Genomic DNA, 14054 nt, shown 5'->3' with positions numbered 1-14054 from the left:
CGTCGACACCACGGTGCAGAGCAAGGCCATCGCGCACCCCACCGACAGCCGACTGCTGGAAGTCGCTCGCGACAAGATTGCCAGGCTGGCCAAGCGCGCCGGCATCCAACTCAAGCAGACCCACGAGCGCGAGGGCAAGGCCTGCCGCCCGCGCCCGACAACGGCCGCGACTGGGACACCATCGCCCCGCTGCTGGGCGACCCCAAGCTGCAACCCACGCCCGCGCAACTGCGCCAAGCCGTGGCCGCCTTTCACGACGTGATGCGCATCCGCGCCAGCTCCAGTCTGTTCACCCTGCCCAACGCGGACGAGGTGCAAAAACGCCTGCGCTTCCACGCTGCCGGCCCAGGCCAAGACCCAGCGCTGATCGTGGCCGAGCTTGACGGCGCCGGCTGGCCCGGCGCGCGCTTTGGCGGCCTGCTGATGGTGTTCAACGGGGCTGGTGAGGCGCGGGAGTTCAGCGTGCCGGGCAACTGGCGCTTGCACCCGGTGCACGCCGCCAAACAGGCCGCCGACAAGCGCGTGGCGGCCGAGGTGCGCAAGGCCAAAGCGGGCGCGCTGCGCGTGCCAGCTTGGGGGGCGGTGGTGTTCGTGCGTTGAGCGCGACTCGGCTGGTGGCTTGGCAAGCTTGTCGCTGACCTGCGACGAACAGGGAGCAAGTCGAGGCCCAGGCCCGAACCCGGTGGCCTCGCCGCCCGGCCATGGCGGCGAATGACAAGCTGGCACTTAACCCGCCAAAGGCGTCCTCAGCCGGACCATCGGCAGGAGTTTTCCTGCAAGCTTCTCAAGGTTGCAGCACCGGATTGCTGCGCGCCGCGCGCTCGTTGACCCAAACGTTGTGCCCGTGGCTGATGAGCCAGCGGCCGTCGCGCTGGGTGACGACCAAGGTCAGCCGGTTGAGGGTGGCGGCTTGTTGGTTGCCACTGGGGGTGGCGTAGGCGTCTTGCCGGTGGGCCCACACGGCAACCACGGTGCCCGGTGCGACGCTGCGCAAGCTCACCGCCTCGCCATGCAGCTGGCAGTTCTTGAAGATGGTGTCGTGAAAGATGGTGTGGGCCTTCATCACCTCGGCCTTGCCGCGCCAGTGCATGCCAACGACGTTGACCCATTCCGCGTCGTCATGGAACAGGGCGCCGTAGGCCGCAATATCGTGGCGGTTCCAGGCGGCCTCCAGCTGGGTGACGATCTCGCGCGCGGCGTCGGTGCCGTCGGCTGAAGGGGCGCTGCGGGCGCTGGGGCTTAGGAGTTGCAGCGCCAAGGCGATGCATAGGAACCAAAGGTGCTTCACGGCGAATCCTTTCAAGGGCAGAGGCTGGGGTGTAGGGGCAGCCAGCAGGCACGTCAATCCCCAGGGCCAAAGCGACGGGGATGTGCCCCGTCGCCAACTCCACGCCTCCCGACCTCGGATGGCGAAGTTCAGTGAGCCGGGCACCGCTCCTGTCGGCACTGGAACGCCACCTTGGCCATGCCGCTTGTTCTGCAGGCTCGGCATGCAACCCCCCGGGGCTGCGCTGCGCGTGCCGGCTTGGGGCGCAGTGGTGTTTGCGCGCCATGGAGTGGGCGGTGGGCGACATTCCCACCGGGCGGGCGCAACGGCGCTGTCTCGCGGCGCCCTAGTCGGTTGCTTGGTCAGGTCCGAGCAGCTGGCCGTTGTAGCTGATCCGAACGCCGGGCAAGCCAGCGGCCAAGCTGTGCAACCAGGTCCGAAGCGTGTCGCCCTCGGCTTGCGTGGCGCCATCTGCGCGGTCGGCTGTGCCGCTCACTTCGGTGCCCGACCCGGTCATGGTCGATGCCGTTTGGCGCTTGGATACCAGCGCACCCGCTTGAAACACAAGCTCAAGCTGGCTGTTAGCCCGCCGGACCGTGACGCGCAGTTCGCGGCACAGGCGATTGACGAGCGACATGCCGATGCCCTGCAGTTGAACCTGCCCAGCCGGAGCCCCGTCAAACGGGAACTTGAAGTGCTCGTAGATGTAGGACAGGTAGGGCGTTTCGTCGACCACCTTGTCGAAGGAATGGCCTCGACCATCGTCTGCGACGGTGAACCGATCACCGCTCGCCGTCACCACCACGTGTTTGGCGTGACCCGCCTGCGCTTCGGCCGCGGCGTAGAGGACCAAGGCCCGGACGAGGGTGGAGGCTTCTTTGCTGACCAAAGTGGCGGGCATCGAAGGGTCAGCCAAGCGTGGGTGTGTGGGCTTGTGTGTTGGCGCGTGTGTGGCCACCGAGCGCTTGGCTCAGGCCGCCAGCGGCAAGCCGCTGGCACACGCAGCCGCACTTGCCCAGGCCCACTGGAAGTTGTAGCCCCCCAGCCAGCCGGTCACGTCCACCACCTCGCCGATGAAGTGCAGGCCCGGCACCAACTTGCTGCCCATGCTTTGAGAGTCCAGGTCGCGCGTGTCCACGCCGCCTGCCATCACCTCGGCCTTGCGCCAGCCCTCGGTGCCGGTGGGCAGCAGGGCCCAGCGGCTGAGGCTGTCCACCAGCTTCGTCAGGTCCTTGTCGCGCACGTCGGGCATGGGCTTGTCGGCGGGCAGTGCCTGCAGGCCGAGCCACGTTTGCGCCAAGCGCTCGGGCAGGTGCAGGGCCAGTTCGTTGCCGAAATGGCGCTGGGTGCTGCCTTTGGCTTTGCGCAGGGTGTCCACCAAGCCGGCGCCGGCCAGCGCCACGCGGATGGGCGTGCCCGGCTGCCAGTAGCTGGAGATTTGCAGCACGCCCGGGCCGCTCAAGCCGCGGTGGGTGAACAGCAGGTCTTCAAGGAAGCGCGTGGTGCCTTTCTTGCCCTCGCCGGTTTCGATGGCGACTTCGAGCGACAAGCCCGCCATGGCCGCGAAAGGGGCCCAGGTCTCGGGGTCGAAGGTCAGGGGCACGAGGGCAGGGCGGGGCTCCACCACGCGGTGGCCGAACTGTTTGGCCAGGCGCAGGCCCCAGTCGGTGGCGCCAATCTTGGGCACGGGCAGACCGCCGGTGGCCACCACCACGCGCGCCGCCTGCACGGGGCCGCGGGTGGTGTCCAGCTCAAAGCCGGCGCCGGCCTGGCGCACGGCGCTCACGCTGCAGGGCTGCCAGCGCTCCACGCCGCCGGCGGCGCAATCGGCCAGCAGCATGCGGATGATCTGCTCGGCCGAGTCGTCGCAAAACAGCTGGCCGCGGTGCTTTTCGTGGAAGGCGATGCCGTGGCGCTGGACCAGTGCGATGAAGTGCGCCGGCGTGTAGCGCGCCAGGGCCGAGCGGCAGTAGTGCGGGTTGCCGGAGATGAAGTGAGCCGGCGCGACCTCGCGGTTGGTGAAGTTGCAGCGCCCGCCGCCGGAGATGCGGATCTTTTCGGCCACCCTGGCGGCGTGGTCGATGAGCAAGACCTTGAGGCCCCGCTGTCCGGCGATGCCGGCACAAAACAAACCGGCGGCACCGGCGCCGACCACCACCACGTCGTAGGACTGCATCGGCCGGATTATCGGGAGGCCGGGAGACGGCAGCGCTTCAGCCGACGCCGGTGAGCGATTGCCAAGCCTCGTCTTCGTCCCGGAAGCGCGCCCGGATGGCCAAGACGTCGTCCCAATGGGCGAAAAAGACGTCGATGAGCTGGGGGTCGAAATGCGAGCCGGACTCGGTGTGCAGGTATTGAGCGGCGGCGTCCAAGGTCCAGGCCTTTTTGTAGGGGCGCTCTGAGGTCAGGGCATCGAAAACGTCGGCCACGGCCACGATGCGGCTGAAGATGGGGATTTCCCGGCCCGCCAAGCCGTGGGGGTAGCCGCTGCCGTTGAACTTTTCGTGATGGCCCAGGGCGATGGTGGCGCCGGCTTGCAGGATCTCGGAGTGGCTGTCCTTCAAGATCTCGTAGCCATACACCGCGTGCATCTTCATGAGCTCGAACTCTTCGACCGTGAGCTTGCCGGGTTTGAGCAAGATGGCGTCGGCGATGCCGACCTTGCCCACGTCGTGCAGGGGCGCTGCTTGAAGGATCAGCTCTTGCTCGGCATCGCTCAGGCCCAGGCCGCGCGCGATGAGCTGTGAGTAGTGCGCCATGCGCAGGATGTGGGCGCCGGTTTCGGGGTCGCGGTATTCGGCCGCCCGCGACAGGCGCACGACGGTTTCCACTTCCCGCTGCACGACTTGCGCGGTGGCCTTCTTGACTTCTTCGGCCAGCCATTCGGCACGGCGGGCAAGTTGGCGCTGGGCATCGCCCAAGGCCAAGAGGTTGGCCACGCGCACCGAAAACTCCATCTGGTCCACCGGCTTGGTGAGGAAGTCGGAGGCACCGGCTTGCAGCGCGCTGTAGCGCACCTCTCGTTGGTCGTTGGCCGTGATCATCAAGATGGGCACGGTTTGGCGTCCCGGGGTGGCGCGCAGGCGCTCGATGAACTCCAACCCGTTGAGCACGGGCATCATGTAGTCGACGATGACGAGGTCGGCTTCGTGGGCTTGGGCCCAGGCCAGGCCGGCAGGAGCGTCGCTGAAGCTGTGCACCTCGCTGGGCCCCAGCTTCTTGACCAAGGCCTTGAACAACACCAAGTTGATGGCGTTGTCGTCCACGATGATGAGTTGATGCGCCATGTCGGGTCAGGCCTTCCGGCGCTGAAGCGCCTCGATCAATCGGGGCATCGCGGTGTACAGGGTGTCGAGCAACGCATCCAAGCCCGCGGTCGTTGCGCTTTCGGCGAGGGCTTCGATTCGGGCGGCCAGTTCCGCCACGGGCGTGGCCCCGAACATGCGCATGGTGGACTTGGCCGAGTGCGACACCAGCACGACGGTTTCGAAGTCGTTGCGTGCCCTGGCTTGACGCAACTTGGCTTCGTCCAGCGGCCATTGCTCAAGGAAGACGCCCGTGATGATGTCCACGACGTGGGTGTCCACGCTGAGCAGGCCACGGTCAAAGTCGAAGGTCAGAACATCGACCGCAGGTGTTGCCGGGGTGGTGGTCGGTGTGGGTGCCGGGCTGGGCAAGGGTGCCGACACGAAGCGTTGCACCAGGCCTTGGAATTGGCCGATGTCGATGGGCTTGGAGATGAAGTCGTCCATGCCGGCAGCGAGGCATTGCTCGCGATCGTCCTCCATGGCCTTGGCCGTCATCGCCACGATGGGCGTGCGAGGGCCTTGCTCTTGGGCCCGGAAGCGTCGGGTGGTTTCCAGGCCATCCAGCACCGGCATCATCATGTCCATCAGCACCAAGTCGAACCGACGTTGGGCCAGCAGATCGAGGGCGATTTGCCCGTTGTCGGCCACGGTGACCTGATGCCCCCAGCGGGTGAGCAGTTGGGTTGCCAACTGCTGGTTCACGGGGTGATCCTCCACCAGCAGGATGTGGAGGGACATGGACTCGTCAAGCACGGTGTGCTTGGTCACGAGCGTGGCCTCGTCGGCCGAGGCCGGTTGCAGCACCCGCAGCAGCACCTTCAACAGTTCGTCGCGCGTGAACGGTTTGGTGAGGTAGGCGCTGATCCCGCTGGACCGGGATCGCGCGCCGTCGCCGCGCACCGCCCCCGACGAGAGCATCACCATCGGGGTGTTGCCATGTCGCGTGAGGGTGGTGATGGCCTCGGCCGTGCTGAACCCATCCATGCCGGGCATCTGCGCGTCCAGCAGGATCAGGGCAAAGGACTTCGAGTGGAGGCGCTCCACGGCCGCGATGCCCGAGTCGACCGCCGTGACCGTGGCTCCGAAGCTTTCCAGCATGCCCACCAGCACCTTGCGGTTGACCTCGTTGTCGTCGGCCAGCAGCACCCGCAGGCCATCCAGGTTTTGCGGCGGGGACACGGCGAGCGCCGGTCGGTCGTCCAGCACCAGGGGCAGGGTGAAGTGGAAGGTGCTGCCTCGGCCAGGCTCGCTTTCGACCCCGATGTGCCCGCCCATCGCCGACACCAGCCGCGCTGAGATGGTCAGCCCCAGGCCCGTGCCGCCGTAGCGCCGCGTGATGGAGCCGTCTTCTTGCGAGAAAGCCTCAAAGATGGTGTCCAACTTGCTGGCGGGGATGCCGATGCCGGTGTCGATCACGCCAAAGCGCAATTGATCGCCTTGAGCGCGCACCTGCAGTTGCACCTGCCCCTTTTCGGTGAACTTGATGGCATTGCCCACCAAATTGACCAGGATTTGCCGCAGGCGGCCGGGGTCGCCCTTGACGAGCATGGGCACGTCGACACCGATGTCGCAAATCAGGTCCAAACCCTGTTCAGCCGCGGGCGTGGCCAAGCTCTTCATGGCCTCGCCGATGGTGCGCCCCAGGTGGTAAGGGATGCACTCCACCACCAGCTTGCCGGCTTCGATCTTGGAGAAGTCGAGGATGTCGTTGATGATCCGCAGCAGCGATTCCGCCGAGGTTTTGACGATGGTGAGGTGGTCGCGCAAGTCGGGGCGGAGGTCGCCCAGCAGGGCCAGCTCGGTCATCCCGATGACCCCGTTCATGGGAGTGCGGATCTCGTGGCTCATGTTGGCCAGGAAGTCCGACTTGGCTCGGCTGGCGGCTTCAGCGCCCTCCTTGGCGCGCATGAGCTCCTCGGACACCGCACGTTCCTCGGAGACGTCGGCCAAGTAGCCGTTCCACAGCACGCCCCCTTCGTCGGCGGGTTTGATGCGGGCCTCGCCATGCACCCAAACCACGCCACCGTGGACTTTGTGCAGCAGCCGAAACACATGGGACCAGGGCTGCAAAGCTTCGCTGGACGCGCGCAGGGAAGCGCGCAGCCCCAGCAGGTCTTCGGGGTGCACCAGGGCCAGCACGCGATCGAAGTCGATCAGGGCGTCTTCAGGGGGCAGGCCACCGATGCGCCACAGCGCCTTGCTGCAAAAGCGCAGGGCGAGATGGCCGTCGGTTTCGCCGTGAAGTTGGAACACGGCCACCGGCAAGCTTTCGGTGATTTCATGCAGGCGGGCGCTGGCTTCTTTGGCAGCCGTGATGTCCTGCCACAGCCCGGTGTAGACCACCGTGCCGTCGGCCGCACGGTCCGATGATGGGCGGGCCTCAACCCGGATCCAGCGGACGCTGCCGTCGGGCGCTTGGATGCGGTATTCGTCGCTCCAGGGCTGGTACCGGGCCGCGGCGGTCAAGACGCCCCGCTTGCAGCGGTCCAGATCGTCGGGCAAGACCTGCCGGGTGGACAAGTCGCTGTCGGCCATCAAGTCGGCGGGCTCCAAGCCACGGACTTCGCGCAAACGGTCGCTGACAAAGGTGTAGCGCAGGGTTCCAGCATCCGGGCTGACTTCGCTTTCGAACAACACGCCCGGCACGGTGTTGGCGATGTGCCGCATGCGCACCTCGGCCGCCTGGATGGCCGACTCCATCAACTTGCGTTGCGTGATGTCGGTGCGGATGGCGATGAAGCGCTCGATGTGGCCTGCGGCGCTCTTGAGCGGCACGATGGTCGCCTGCACCCAATACAGGCTGCCTTGCTTGGTCCGGTTGCAAACCTCGCCATGCCACACCCGCCCTTCGCCAATGGTGCGCCACAGGTGGGTGAAAAACGCCGGCGGGTGGACCCCCGAATTGATCAGGCGGTGGTTTTGCCCCAGCAACTCGTGGCGCGAGTAGCCGCTGATTTGGACGAACTTGTCGTTGACGTACAGGATGCTGCCGGCGGTGTCGGTGATGCTGACGATGCCGTGTTGATCCAGCGCGAACTTTTGATTCGCGAGGTCGGCCAGGGCCACTTGCAGGTGCTCTTGGCTTTCCTGCAATTGATGCACCAAGTCCGACATCAGGTGCGACAGCGACTCGAGGTTGTCGTCGTGCACGGGCGGCAGGCTGCCGCCCATGGATTGCATCAACGCCAGGGCCGTCTCGCGCAGCGAGTCCATCGCCCGGGTGCGGCTGGCCAGTTCGGAACGGATGCGTTCGTTGCTGGTGGTCAGCTCGGCCGAACTGTGCTCCAGGCTGCGCGTCTTGAGGTCCAAGTCGCGATCGCTCTGCTCGTAGGCTTCATCCACCCGCTCCAAGAAGCTGGCCAGGCCTTTCAGGGTGCTGGCCGCTGCCGGCGATACGGGAACGTTTTCGGCCAGGGCGCGCAATTCCTCCAGGACGGCCGACATCTGCGCGGGATCCAAGCCGAGTAGTCGCTTGGCTTGGCGGGCAAGGAGCTTGTGCATGACCGGGTGCAAGGGGTAAGGCGCGGCGATCAGGCTTCGGTCAGGTAGGTGATGGTCATGGTTTGGTTGTGCAGTTTGCACGTCAGGTTGCCCGTGAACGGACTGATCTCTCCGTTGGAGTAGAAGCCCGTGATGACCGCGCCTTGCCCGAACACGTCGGCCACCGCTTCGACCTCCTCGTCCACCCGACCGCCCATGACGATCTTGCGCCCGACGCAACTCACCAGCACAGCCAGGCCCTGGCTGGCGTCGCCCGCAGCGCCATGGCGGTGCATGTCCAGTGCCGCTTGGGCGGCGGCTTCGGCGCCGCCCACCAAGGCGTTCGTGTTGGCATGCATCAGCTTCAAGTAGCCATCCGGGTCGATTTCCCCGGCCAGAGTCAAGCTCCCCGCGGCTTCGTCGATGCCCAAGATGGTCCGGATCAGGCCGATTTCGTTGTGATCGCGGCCGAGCATGGCAAAGGGAAACAGAAGGCCCGAAGCGGGTAGGTCTTTGGCGTGGTCGCCCAAGTAGCGCTTGTAGACCTCCAGCGCCGGCTCGCCATCCAACTCGTAAAGAACGTTGTTCACGCTGCGCGTCACTCGCCGGGCTGGGCCGAAAGGCGACCAGCCCCCGAACGAGCCGTGCGAGAAGCGCAACGCGTCGCCGTACAAGCCCACCGCCACGATGCGATCGGCGCTCACGCCGTCGCGGCTCAGCACCCAGGTCTCGGAGAACGCCGCCGCATCGCCGGCCAGCCCGCCAGTGATGGGAACGTCGGCGCCCAGCACGCTGCTCATGCCCTCGATCAAGGCGCTGCCGTTGATGGCCACGCCTTGGCCCAAGACCAACACGGCCCGCAGGCCGTCGCGCGGCAACTGCTGGCTCAGCCGAATGCCCGCTGCGTGCGAGTCCTCCATATGGCTCAGTACGGTGCTGGCTTCGATCAAGTGGCTGCCGTCGAGCCGAATGGCCGTCACCACGCAGGTGTTGTCGGTCACGCCCTCGTTGGAGATCTCGCCGGCGGTCGAGCAACCCACCCGAATGGCGTCCGGGAACGCTTCGCGAAGCGGTTCGGCCAGGGCCTTCAAGGGGGCGATGGCCCCAAACGCCAGCACCCACTGCGCGCCCCAGCCTGACAAGGCCTGCAGGGCGGCGGCCGCCCCCGACGCGTCACGCACGACGATCTGTTCGACTTTCATGCTGTTCCCCCCGCAGGCGAAGCGTTGCGCTGCCGAACCACCGGCACCAACCGTTCCATTCTGTGGGGGGGCATTCAGTCCATCGTGTCGCTTTGTCTCGGGTATTCCCTAGATCGTGGGCAGAAGTGGCGGTTTTCTCTATTGAGGGAGCGCCAGGGTCATGCCGACGTTCAGCCGATGCGGCCGAGCAGCAGCCACTCCATCAGGGCCTTTTGAACGTGCATGCGGTTTTCCGCTTCGTCCCAGACCACCGATTGCGGGCCGTCGATCACGTCGGCGTCGACCTCTTCACCCCGGTGGGCCGGCAAGCAATGCATGAAGAGTGCGTCGGGTAGGGCCACGGCCATCATCTCGGCGCTGACGCGCCATCGCGCAAAGGCGGCGCGACGGGCTTCGTTCTCGGCTTCGAAGCCCATGCTGGTCCACACGTCGGTGGTGACCAGGTCGGCCCCGCGGCAGGCCTCCAGCGGGTCGGCAAACACGCGGTACGAACCGTTGCCCCTCAAGCCCGCAACGGCCGGGTCCACCTCGTAGCCGTGCGGCGTGCTCAGGTGCACCGTGAAGCCCAGCAACTCTGCCGCCTGCAGCCAGGTGTTGGCCATGTTGTTGCCATCGCCCACCCAGGCCACCACGCGGCCTCTCAAGGCCGACATGTCGATGCGGTCGTGCCCATCCATGGCACGGGCCTCCAGCCAGGTGAACAGGTCCGCCATGATTTGGCAGGGGTGGAATTCGTTGGTCAGGCCGTTGATGACCGGCACGCGCGAGTGCGAGGCAAAGCGCTCGATCTTGCTTTGTTCGAAGGTGCGGATCATGACCAAATCGGTCATGCGGCTGATGACGCGCGCGCTGTCCTCGATGGGTTCGGCGCGGCCGAGCTGGCTGTCGCCGGTGGTCAGGTGCACCACCGAGCCGCCCATTTGGTACATGCCCGCCTCGAAGCTCACGCGCGTGCGGGTACTGGCCTTTTCGAAGATCAGCGCCAAGGTGCGGTCCACCAGGGGCTGGTAGCGCTCGTAGTTCTTGAAGCGGCGCTTGATCAGCGCGGTGCGCTGGAACAGGTAGCCGTAGTCGTCGGCCGTCAGGTCCTTGAACTGCAGGTAGTGGCGCAGCGGGGCCTTCATGCCTGGGGCTCCGCGAGGAAGGCGGTGATGAGGGGCAGCAAGCGGGCGGCGATCTCGTCGACCTCGGCTTCGGTGGCGATCAGCGCCGGCAGCAAGCGCACCACCCGGTCGGCCGTCACGCTGAACAGCAGGCCGGCGTCCACGCCACGTTGCAGCAGCACGCCGCACGGGCGGTCCAGCTCGATGCCGATCATCAAACCCTGGCCTCGCACTTCCACGAAGCCGGGCACGCCTTGCAGGCCGGCGCGCAGCGTGGCCATCAGGCGCTCGCCCATGCGGCCGGCGTGGCCGACCAGCCCGTCGGCTTCCATGGTGGCGATGGTTTCCACGCCCGCGCGCATGGCCAGCGGGTTGCCGCCGAAGGTGGTGCCGTGGTTGCCCGCCGTGAGCACCCCGGCCGCCTTCGGGCCGCAAACGATGGCGCCAATCGGCACGCCCGAGCCCAAGCCCTTGGCCAGGGGCATCACGTCCGGCTGGATGCCGGCCCACTGGTGCGCGAACCACTTCCCGGTGCGGCCGATGCCGCACTGCACCTCGTCCAACATCAGCAGCAGACGACGTTCGTCGCACACGCGGCGCAGGCCTTGCAGGAACTCGATGCGCGCCGGGTTGATGCCTCCCTCGCCCTGGATGGTTTCCAGGAAGATGGCGCTGACATTGGGGTGGGCGTCCAACAAGGCTTCCACGCCCGGCAGGTTGTTGAGCGGCGCGCGCACAAAGCCCGGCACCAGCGGCGTGAACCCCGCCTGCACCTTGGGGTTGGCCGTCGCGCTCAAGGTGGCCAAAGAGCGGCCATGGAACGCGCCTTCGAACACCATGGTTTGAGGCTCGGCCAAGCCCAGCGTGTCGTGGCCGTACTTGCGGGCGATCTTCAACGCGCCTTCGTTGGCCTCCAAGCCGGAGTTGCAAAAGAAAACGTTGGTCAGCCCCGACAGCGCGACCAGCTTGGCCGCCAACTCTTCTTGCAAGGGCACCAGGTAGTAGTTGCTGGTGTGGATGAGTTTGGCCACTTGGTCTTGCAAGGCGGCCACCAGCCGGGGGTGCGCATGGCCCAGCGTATTGACGGCGATGCCCGAGAGTGCGTCCAGGTACTCGCGCCCCTGCGTGTCCCACAACCGCAAGCCCCGGCCATGGCTCAGGGCGATGGGCAGGCGCCCATAGGTGGGCATGACATGGGGCAGGGGGTCGGCCATCGAAGCACTCCGGGACATGGGTGAAAAACGGAGCGCCGATTATGGGTGTTGCACTGCAGCAATGGGCGGCCAGAGGGCACAATCCGACGCTTCTCATGAGTGCCAAGCCCCGAGAAATCTTCATCCAAGGCGTCACGTCCGACGGTCGCCAGTTCCGCCCCAGCGACTGGGCGGAACGGTTGGCGGGCGTGATGGCCTGCTTTCAGCCGCCGGGTGTCAAGGTGGGCCTGGGCAGCCACATCCGTTACTCCCCCTACTGCGTGCCTCGGGTCATCAACGGGGTGAAGTGCGTCATCGTCAACGAAGCCCTGCGGGACGTGGAGCCCAAGGCCCTGGACTTCGTGCTCAGCTTCGCGCGGGACAACGACCTGCAGGTCGTCGACGCTTGTTTGCTGCCCGACGAGGGCTACGGCACGCCGCGCTGAAAAGACAAAACCCGCCAGGCGTGCGCCGGGCGGGTTTTGCGTTTTTGCACCCGTGGGTGCTGGGGTGGTGGACGCTTACGCGCCCAGACCCAGCGCCTTGATCTTGGCCGACAGGCGGCTCTTGTGGCGAGCGGCCTTGTTCTTGTGGAAGATGCCCTTGTCGGCGATCGAGTCGATCACCGATTGAGCGGCCTTGAACAGCTCGGCAGCCTTGGGCTTGTCGCCGGCAACCACAGCCTTGGCGACGTTCTTGATGACGGTGCGGAAGTGCGAACGCAGCGCGGTGTTTTCGGCGTTGCGCTTGACGTCCTGGCGGGCGCGCTTGCGGCCCGATGCCAGGCGGACGGTCTTCTTCTTGGCTTTGGACGAGGTGGCCATTGCTTGTTATCCGGTGGGTGCAAAGCGCGCGAGTATAGCACGATGGTCGGTAGAAACCATCAATCCGCCAGGGCGGGCATCCATAATGCGCGGCTTTGCCGGCGAGCCGCCGGCGCCCTTGGCTCCGCATGAACCTGCTTCGCGCCGCCGGCACCGTGTCGGCCCTGACCCTGCTGTCCCGCATCACCGGTTTGGTACGCGAGCAGATGGTGGCGGCTCTGTTCGGGGCCAATGCATTGACGGATGCCTTCCAGGTTGCGTTTCGTATTCCGAACATGCTCCGGCGCCTGTTCGCAGAAGGAGCCTTTTCCCAAGCGTTCGTGCCCGTGCTGGCGGCAGAGCGCAGCGGGCGCGGTGACGACGCCACCCAGGTCTTGATCAGCGCCACCGCCACCGTGCTGGCGTGGGTGATGGTGCTGGTGTGCGTCGTGGGCGTGGTGGGGGCCCCGGTCTTGGTGTTGATGATGGGCAGCGGCCTGACGGGCGAGGCCCGAGAGGCGGCCGTCACCATGACGCGCTGGATGTTCCCCTACATCGGCTGCATGGCCTTGGTCGCGCTCGCGGCCGGTGTGCTGAACACCTGGAAGCGGTTTGCGGTGCCAGCCGCCACCCCGCTGTTGCTCAATGCCGCCGTCATCGCCGCCGGCTGGCTGTTGCACGAACGTTTGGGCATCGTCTCGTTGGCGATGGGGGTGATGGTGGGCGGCGTGCTGCAACTGGCGGTGCAAGGGCCGGCCCTGGCGCGCTTGGGGCTGCTGCCGCGCATCGGCCTGACCTGGGGGCGCTTCCGTGCCGCGTGGGGCCACGAGGGTGTGCACCGCATCCTTCGCCTGATGGCGCCGGCGTTGCTGGGGGTGGGTGTGGCGCAGTTGTCCTTGATCATCAACACGCAAATCGCCACCCACATCGGCCCGGGGGCGGCGACATGGGTCACCCTGGCCGACCGGCTGATGGAGTTCCCCACCGCTTTGGCGGGTGTTGCGCTGGGCGTGGTGCTCACGCCGATGCTGAGCGCGGCCAAGGCCCAAGGCTCGGGCGAGGACTTTTCGGCCCTGCTGGATTGGGGGCTGCGCCTCGTGGTGCTGCTGGCGCTGCCCTGCGCCGTGGCCCTGCTGGTGTTCGCCCAGCCTCTGGTCGCGGTGCTTTACCACTACGGGGCCTTTCAGGCGAGCGATGTCGAGCAAACCGCGCGAGCGGTTCAGGGCTACGGCCTGGGCTTGATCGGCATCGTGGCCATCAAGGTGCTGGCGCCGGGCTTCTATGCACGGCAGGACATTCGCACCCCGGTCAAGATCGCGGTTGGGGTGCTCGTCGTCACGCAACTGCTGAACCTCGTGCTGGTGCCGCACCTGGGCGCGGCTGGATTGGCGGCTTCCATCGGCTTGGGAGCCTTGGTGAATGCGGGCTTTCTGTGGTGGGGCTTGCGCCGGCAGGGCGCCTACGTGGCCGCGCCTGGATGGCTGTGGTTTGGGCTCCGCGTGCTGGTGGCCGCTGCGGCCTTGGGGCTGGTGCTGGTGTGGGCTCGGCTGCAGTGGGACTGGTTGGCACTGGGCAAACTGACCCGCGCTGGATGGATGGCGGCGGTGGTGGTGGGCGCCAGCGCCGTGTACGGTGCGATGCTGCTGATCTTGCGGGTCGATTTGCGTGCGCTGATGCGGCGTCGCGCTTGAGCCCGAG

General features: G+C 66.6%; 12 protein-coding genes and 1 pseudogene. 4 read left to right on the top strand and 9 right to left on the bottom strand.

Going from position 1 to position 14054, the window contains the following annotated elements; all coding sequences use genetic code 11:
* Together O9335_RS09990 and O9335_RS09985 are read left to right on the top strand one after the other, a co-directional pair.
* A pseudogene (locus tag O9335_RS09990) lies at positions 1–139 on the top strand (IS5/IS1182 family transposase); the annotation flags it as partial.
* Between the two features lie 2 nt (positions 140–141).
* Positions 142–600 carry an alpha-1,6-glucosidase domain-containing protein gene (locus tag O9335_RS09985; RefSeq protein ID WP_367185420.1) on the top strand — a complete coding sequence of 153 codons (459 nt, stop codon included), beginning with the start codon at positions 142–144 and terminating at the stop codon, positions 598–600.
* 184 nt (positions 601–784) lie between these two features.
* Here the strand turns inward: O9335_RS09985 and O9335_RS09980 are convergent, their stop codons facing one another.
* The 8 genes from O9335_RS09980 to O9335_RS09945 all read right to left on the bottom strand — a co-directional run bounded on the left by O9335_RS09980 (position 785) and on the right by O9335_RS09945 (position 11592).
* Positions 785–1288 (bottom strand): SgcJ/EcaC family oxidoreductase, encoded by a 504-nt coding sequence (locus O9335_RS09980; RefSeq protein WP_298387335.1) that lies wholly within the window; start codon positions 1286–1288, stop codon positions 785–787.
* Positions 1289–1613: 325 nt separating this feature from the next.
* Positions 1614–2168, bottom strand: coding sequence for a hypothetical protein (locus O9335_RS09975; protein ID WP_298387332.1), 555 nt, complete (start codon positions 2166–2168; stop codon positions 1614–1616).
* Positions 2169–2237: 69 nt separating this feature from the next.
* Positions 2238–3443 (bottom strand): NAD(P)/FAD-dependent oxidoreductase, encoded by a 1206-nt coding sequence (locus O9335_RS09970; protein ID WP_298387329.1) that lies wholly within the window; start codon positions 3441–3443, stop codon positions 2238–2240.
* 37 nt (positions 3444–3480) lie between these two features.
* The gene (locus O9335_RS09965) at positions 3481–4554 is read right to left on the bottom strand and encodes an HD domain-containing phosphohydrolase (protein WP_298387325.1); all 1074 of its coding nucleotides are present in this window, start codon (positions 4552–4554) and stop codon (positions 3481–3483) included.
* Between the two features lie 6 nt (positions 4555–4560).
* On the bottom strand, positions 4561–8076 hold the full coding sequence (locus O9335_RS09960) for a response regulator (RefSeq protein WP_298387322.1): 3516 nt from the start codon (positions 8074–8076) through the stop codon (positions 4561–4563).
* 29 nt (positions 8077–8105) lie between these two features.
* Positions 8106–9257, bottom strand: a complete 1152-nt coding sequence (locus tag O9335_RS09955) for an FIST N-terminal domain-containing protein (protein WP_298387319.1) — start codon at positions 9255–9257, stop codon at positions 8106–8108.
* A gap of 170 nt (positions 9258–9427) precedes the next feature.
* Positions 9428–10381 carry an ornithine carbamoyltransferase gene (gene argF / locus O9335_RS09950; RefSeq protein WP_298387316.1) on the bottom strand — a complete coding sequence of 318 codons (954 nt, stop codon included), beginning with the start codon at positions 10379–10381 and terminating at the stop codon, positions 9428–9430.
* Positions 10378–11592: an aspartate aminotransferase family protein gene (locus O9335_RS09945; protein WP_298387313.1), complete on the bottom strand. Its 1215-nt coding sequence runs from the start codon at positions 11590–11592 to the stop codon at positions 10378–10380. The genes argF and O9335_RS09945 overlap by 4 nt, the downstream gene beginning before the upstream one ends.
* A 77-nt stretch (positions 11593–11669) precedes the next feature.
* Between O9335_RS09945 and O9335_RS09940 the strand changes: the two genes are divergently transcribed.
* Positions 11670–11999: a DUF3579 domain-containing protein gene (locus O9335_RS09940; RefSeq protein ID WP_298387310.1), complete on the top strand. Its 330-nt coding sequence runs from the start codon at positions 11670–11672 to the stop codon at positions 11997–11999.
* Between the two features lie 75 nt (positions 12000–12074).
* On the opposite strand, the gene rpsT is transcribed toward O9335_RS09940, so the two are convergent.
* Positions 12075–12377, bottom strand: coding sequence for a 30S ribosomal protein S20 (gene rpsT / locus O9335_RS09935; RefSeq protein ID WP_127679996.1), 303 nt, complete (start codon positions 12375–12377; stop codon positions 12075–12077).
* 128 nt (positions 12378–12505) lie between these two features.
* Between rpsT and murJ the strand changes: the two genes are divergently transcribed.
* Positions 12506–14047, top strand: a complete 1542-nt coding sequence (gene murJ, locus O9335_RS09930; RefSeq protein WP_298387306.1) for a murein biosynthesis integral membrane protein MurJ — start codon at positions 12506–12508, stop codon at positions 14045–14047.
* Positions 14048–14054: the final 7 nt, after the last annotated feature.

The sequence above is a fragment of the Inhella sp. genome (assembly GCF_027532025.1).
Taxonomy (GTDB): Bacteria; Pseudomonadota; Gammaproteobacteria; order Burkholderiales; family Burkholderiaceae_C; genus Inhella.
This window is presented reverse-complemented; position numbering and strand designations above follow the sequence as displayed.

Coding starts and splice junctions, on each gene's coding strand:
- O9335_RS09975 (WP_298387332.1), bottom strand. CDS start 2,168: ATGCCCGCCACTTTGGTCAGCAAAGAAGCCTCCACCCTCGTCCGGGCC.
- O9335_RS09970 (WP_298387329.1), bottom strand. CDS start 3,443: ATGCAGTCCTACGACGTGGTGGTGGTCGGCGCCGGTGCCGCCGGTTTG.
- O9335_RS09965 (WP_298387325.1), bottom strand. CDS start 4,554: ATGGCGCATCAACTCATCATCGTGGACGACAACGCCATCAACTTGGTG.
- O9335_RS09960 (WP_298387322.1), bottom strand. CDS start 8,076: ATGCACAAGCTCCTTGCCCGCCAAGCCAAGCGACTACTCGGCTTGGAT.
- O9335_RS09955 (WP_298387319.1), bottom strand. CDS start 9,257: ATGAAAGTCGAACAGATCGTCGTGCGTGACGCGTCGGGGGCGGCCGCC.
- argF (WP_298387316.1), bottom strand. CDS start 10,381: ATGAAGGCCCCGCTGCGCCACTACCTGCAGTTCAAGGACCTGACGGCC.
- O9335_RS09945 (WP_298387313.1), bottom strand. CDS start 11,592: ATGTCCCGGAGTGCTTCGATGGCCGACCCCCTGCCCCATGTCATGCCC.
- O9335_RS09940 (WP_298387310.1), top strand. CDS start 11,670: ATGAGTGCCAAGCCCCGAGAAATCTTCATCCAAGGCGTCACGTCCGAC.
- rpsT (WP_127679996.1), bottom strand. CDS start 12,377: ATGGCCACCTCGTCCAAAGCCAAGAAGAAGACCGTCCGCCTGGCATCG.
- murJ (WP_298387306.1), top strand. CDS start 12,506: ATGAACCTGCTTCGCGCCGCCGGCACCGTGTCGGCCCTGACCCTGCTG.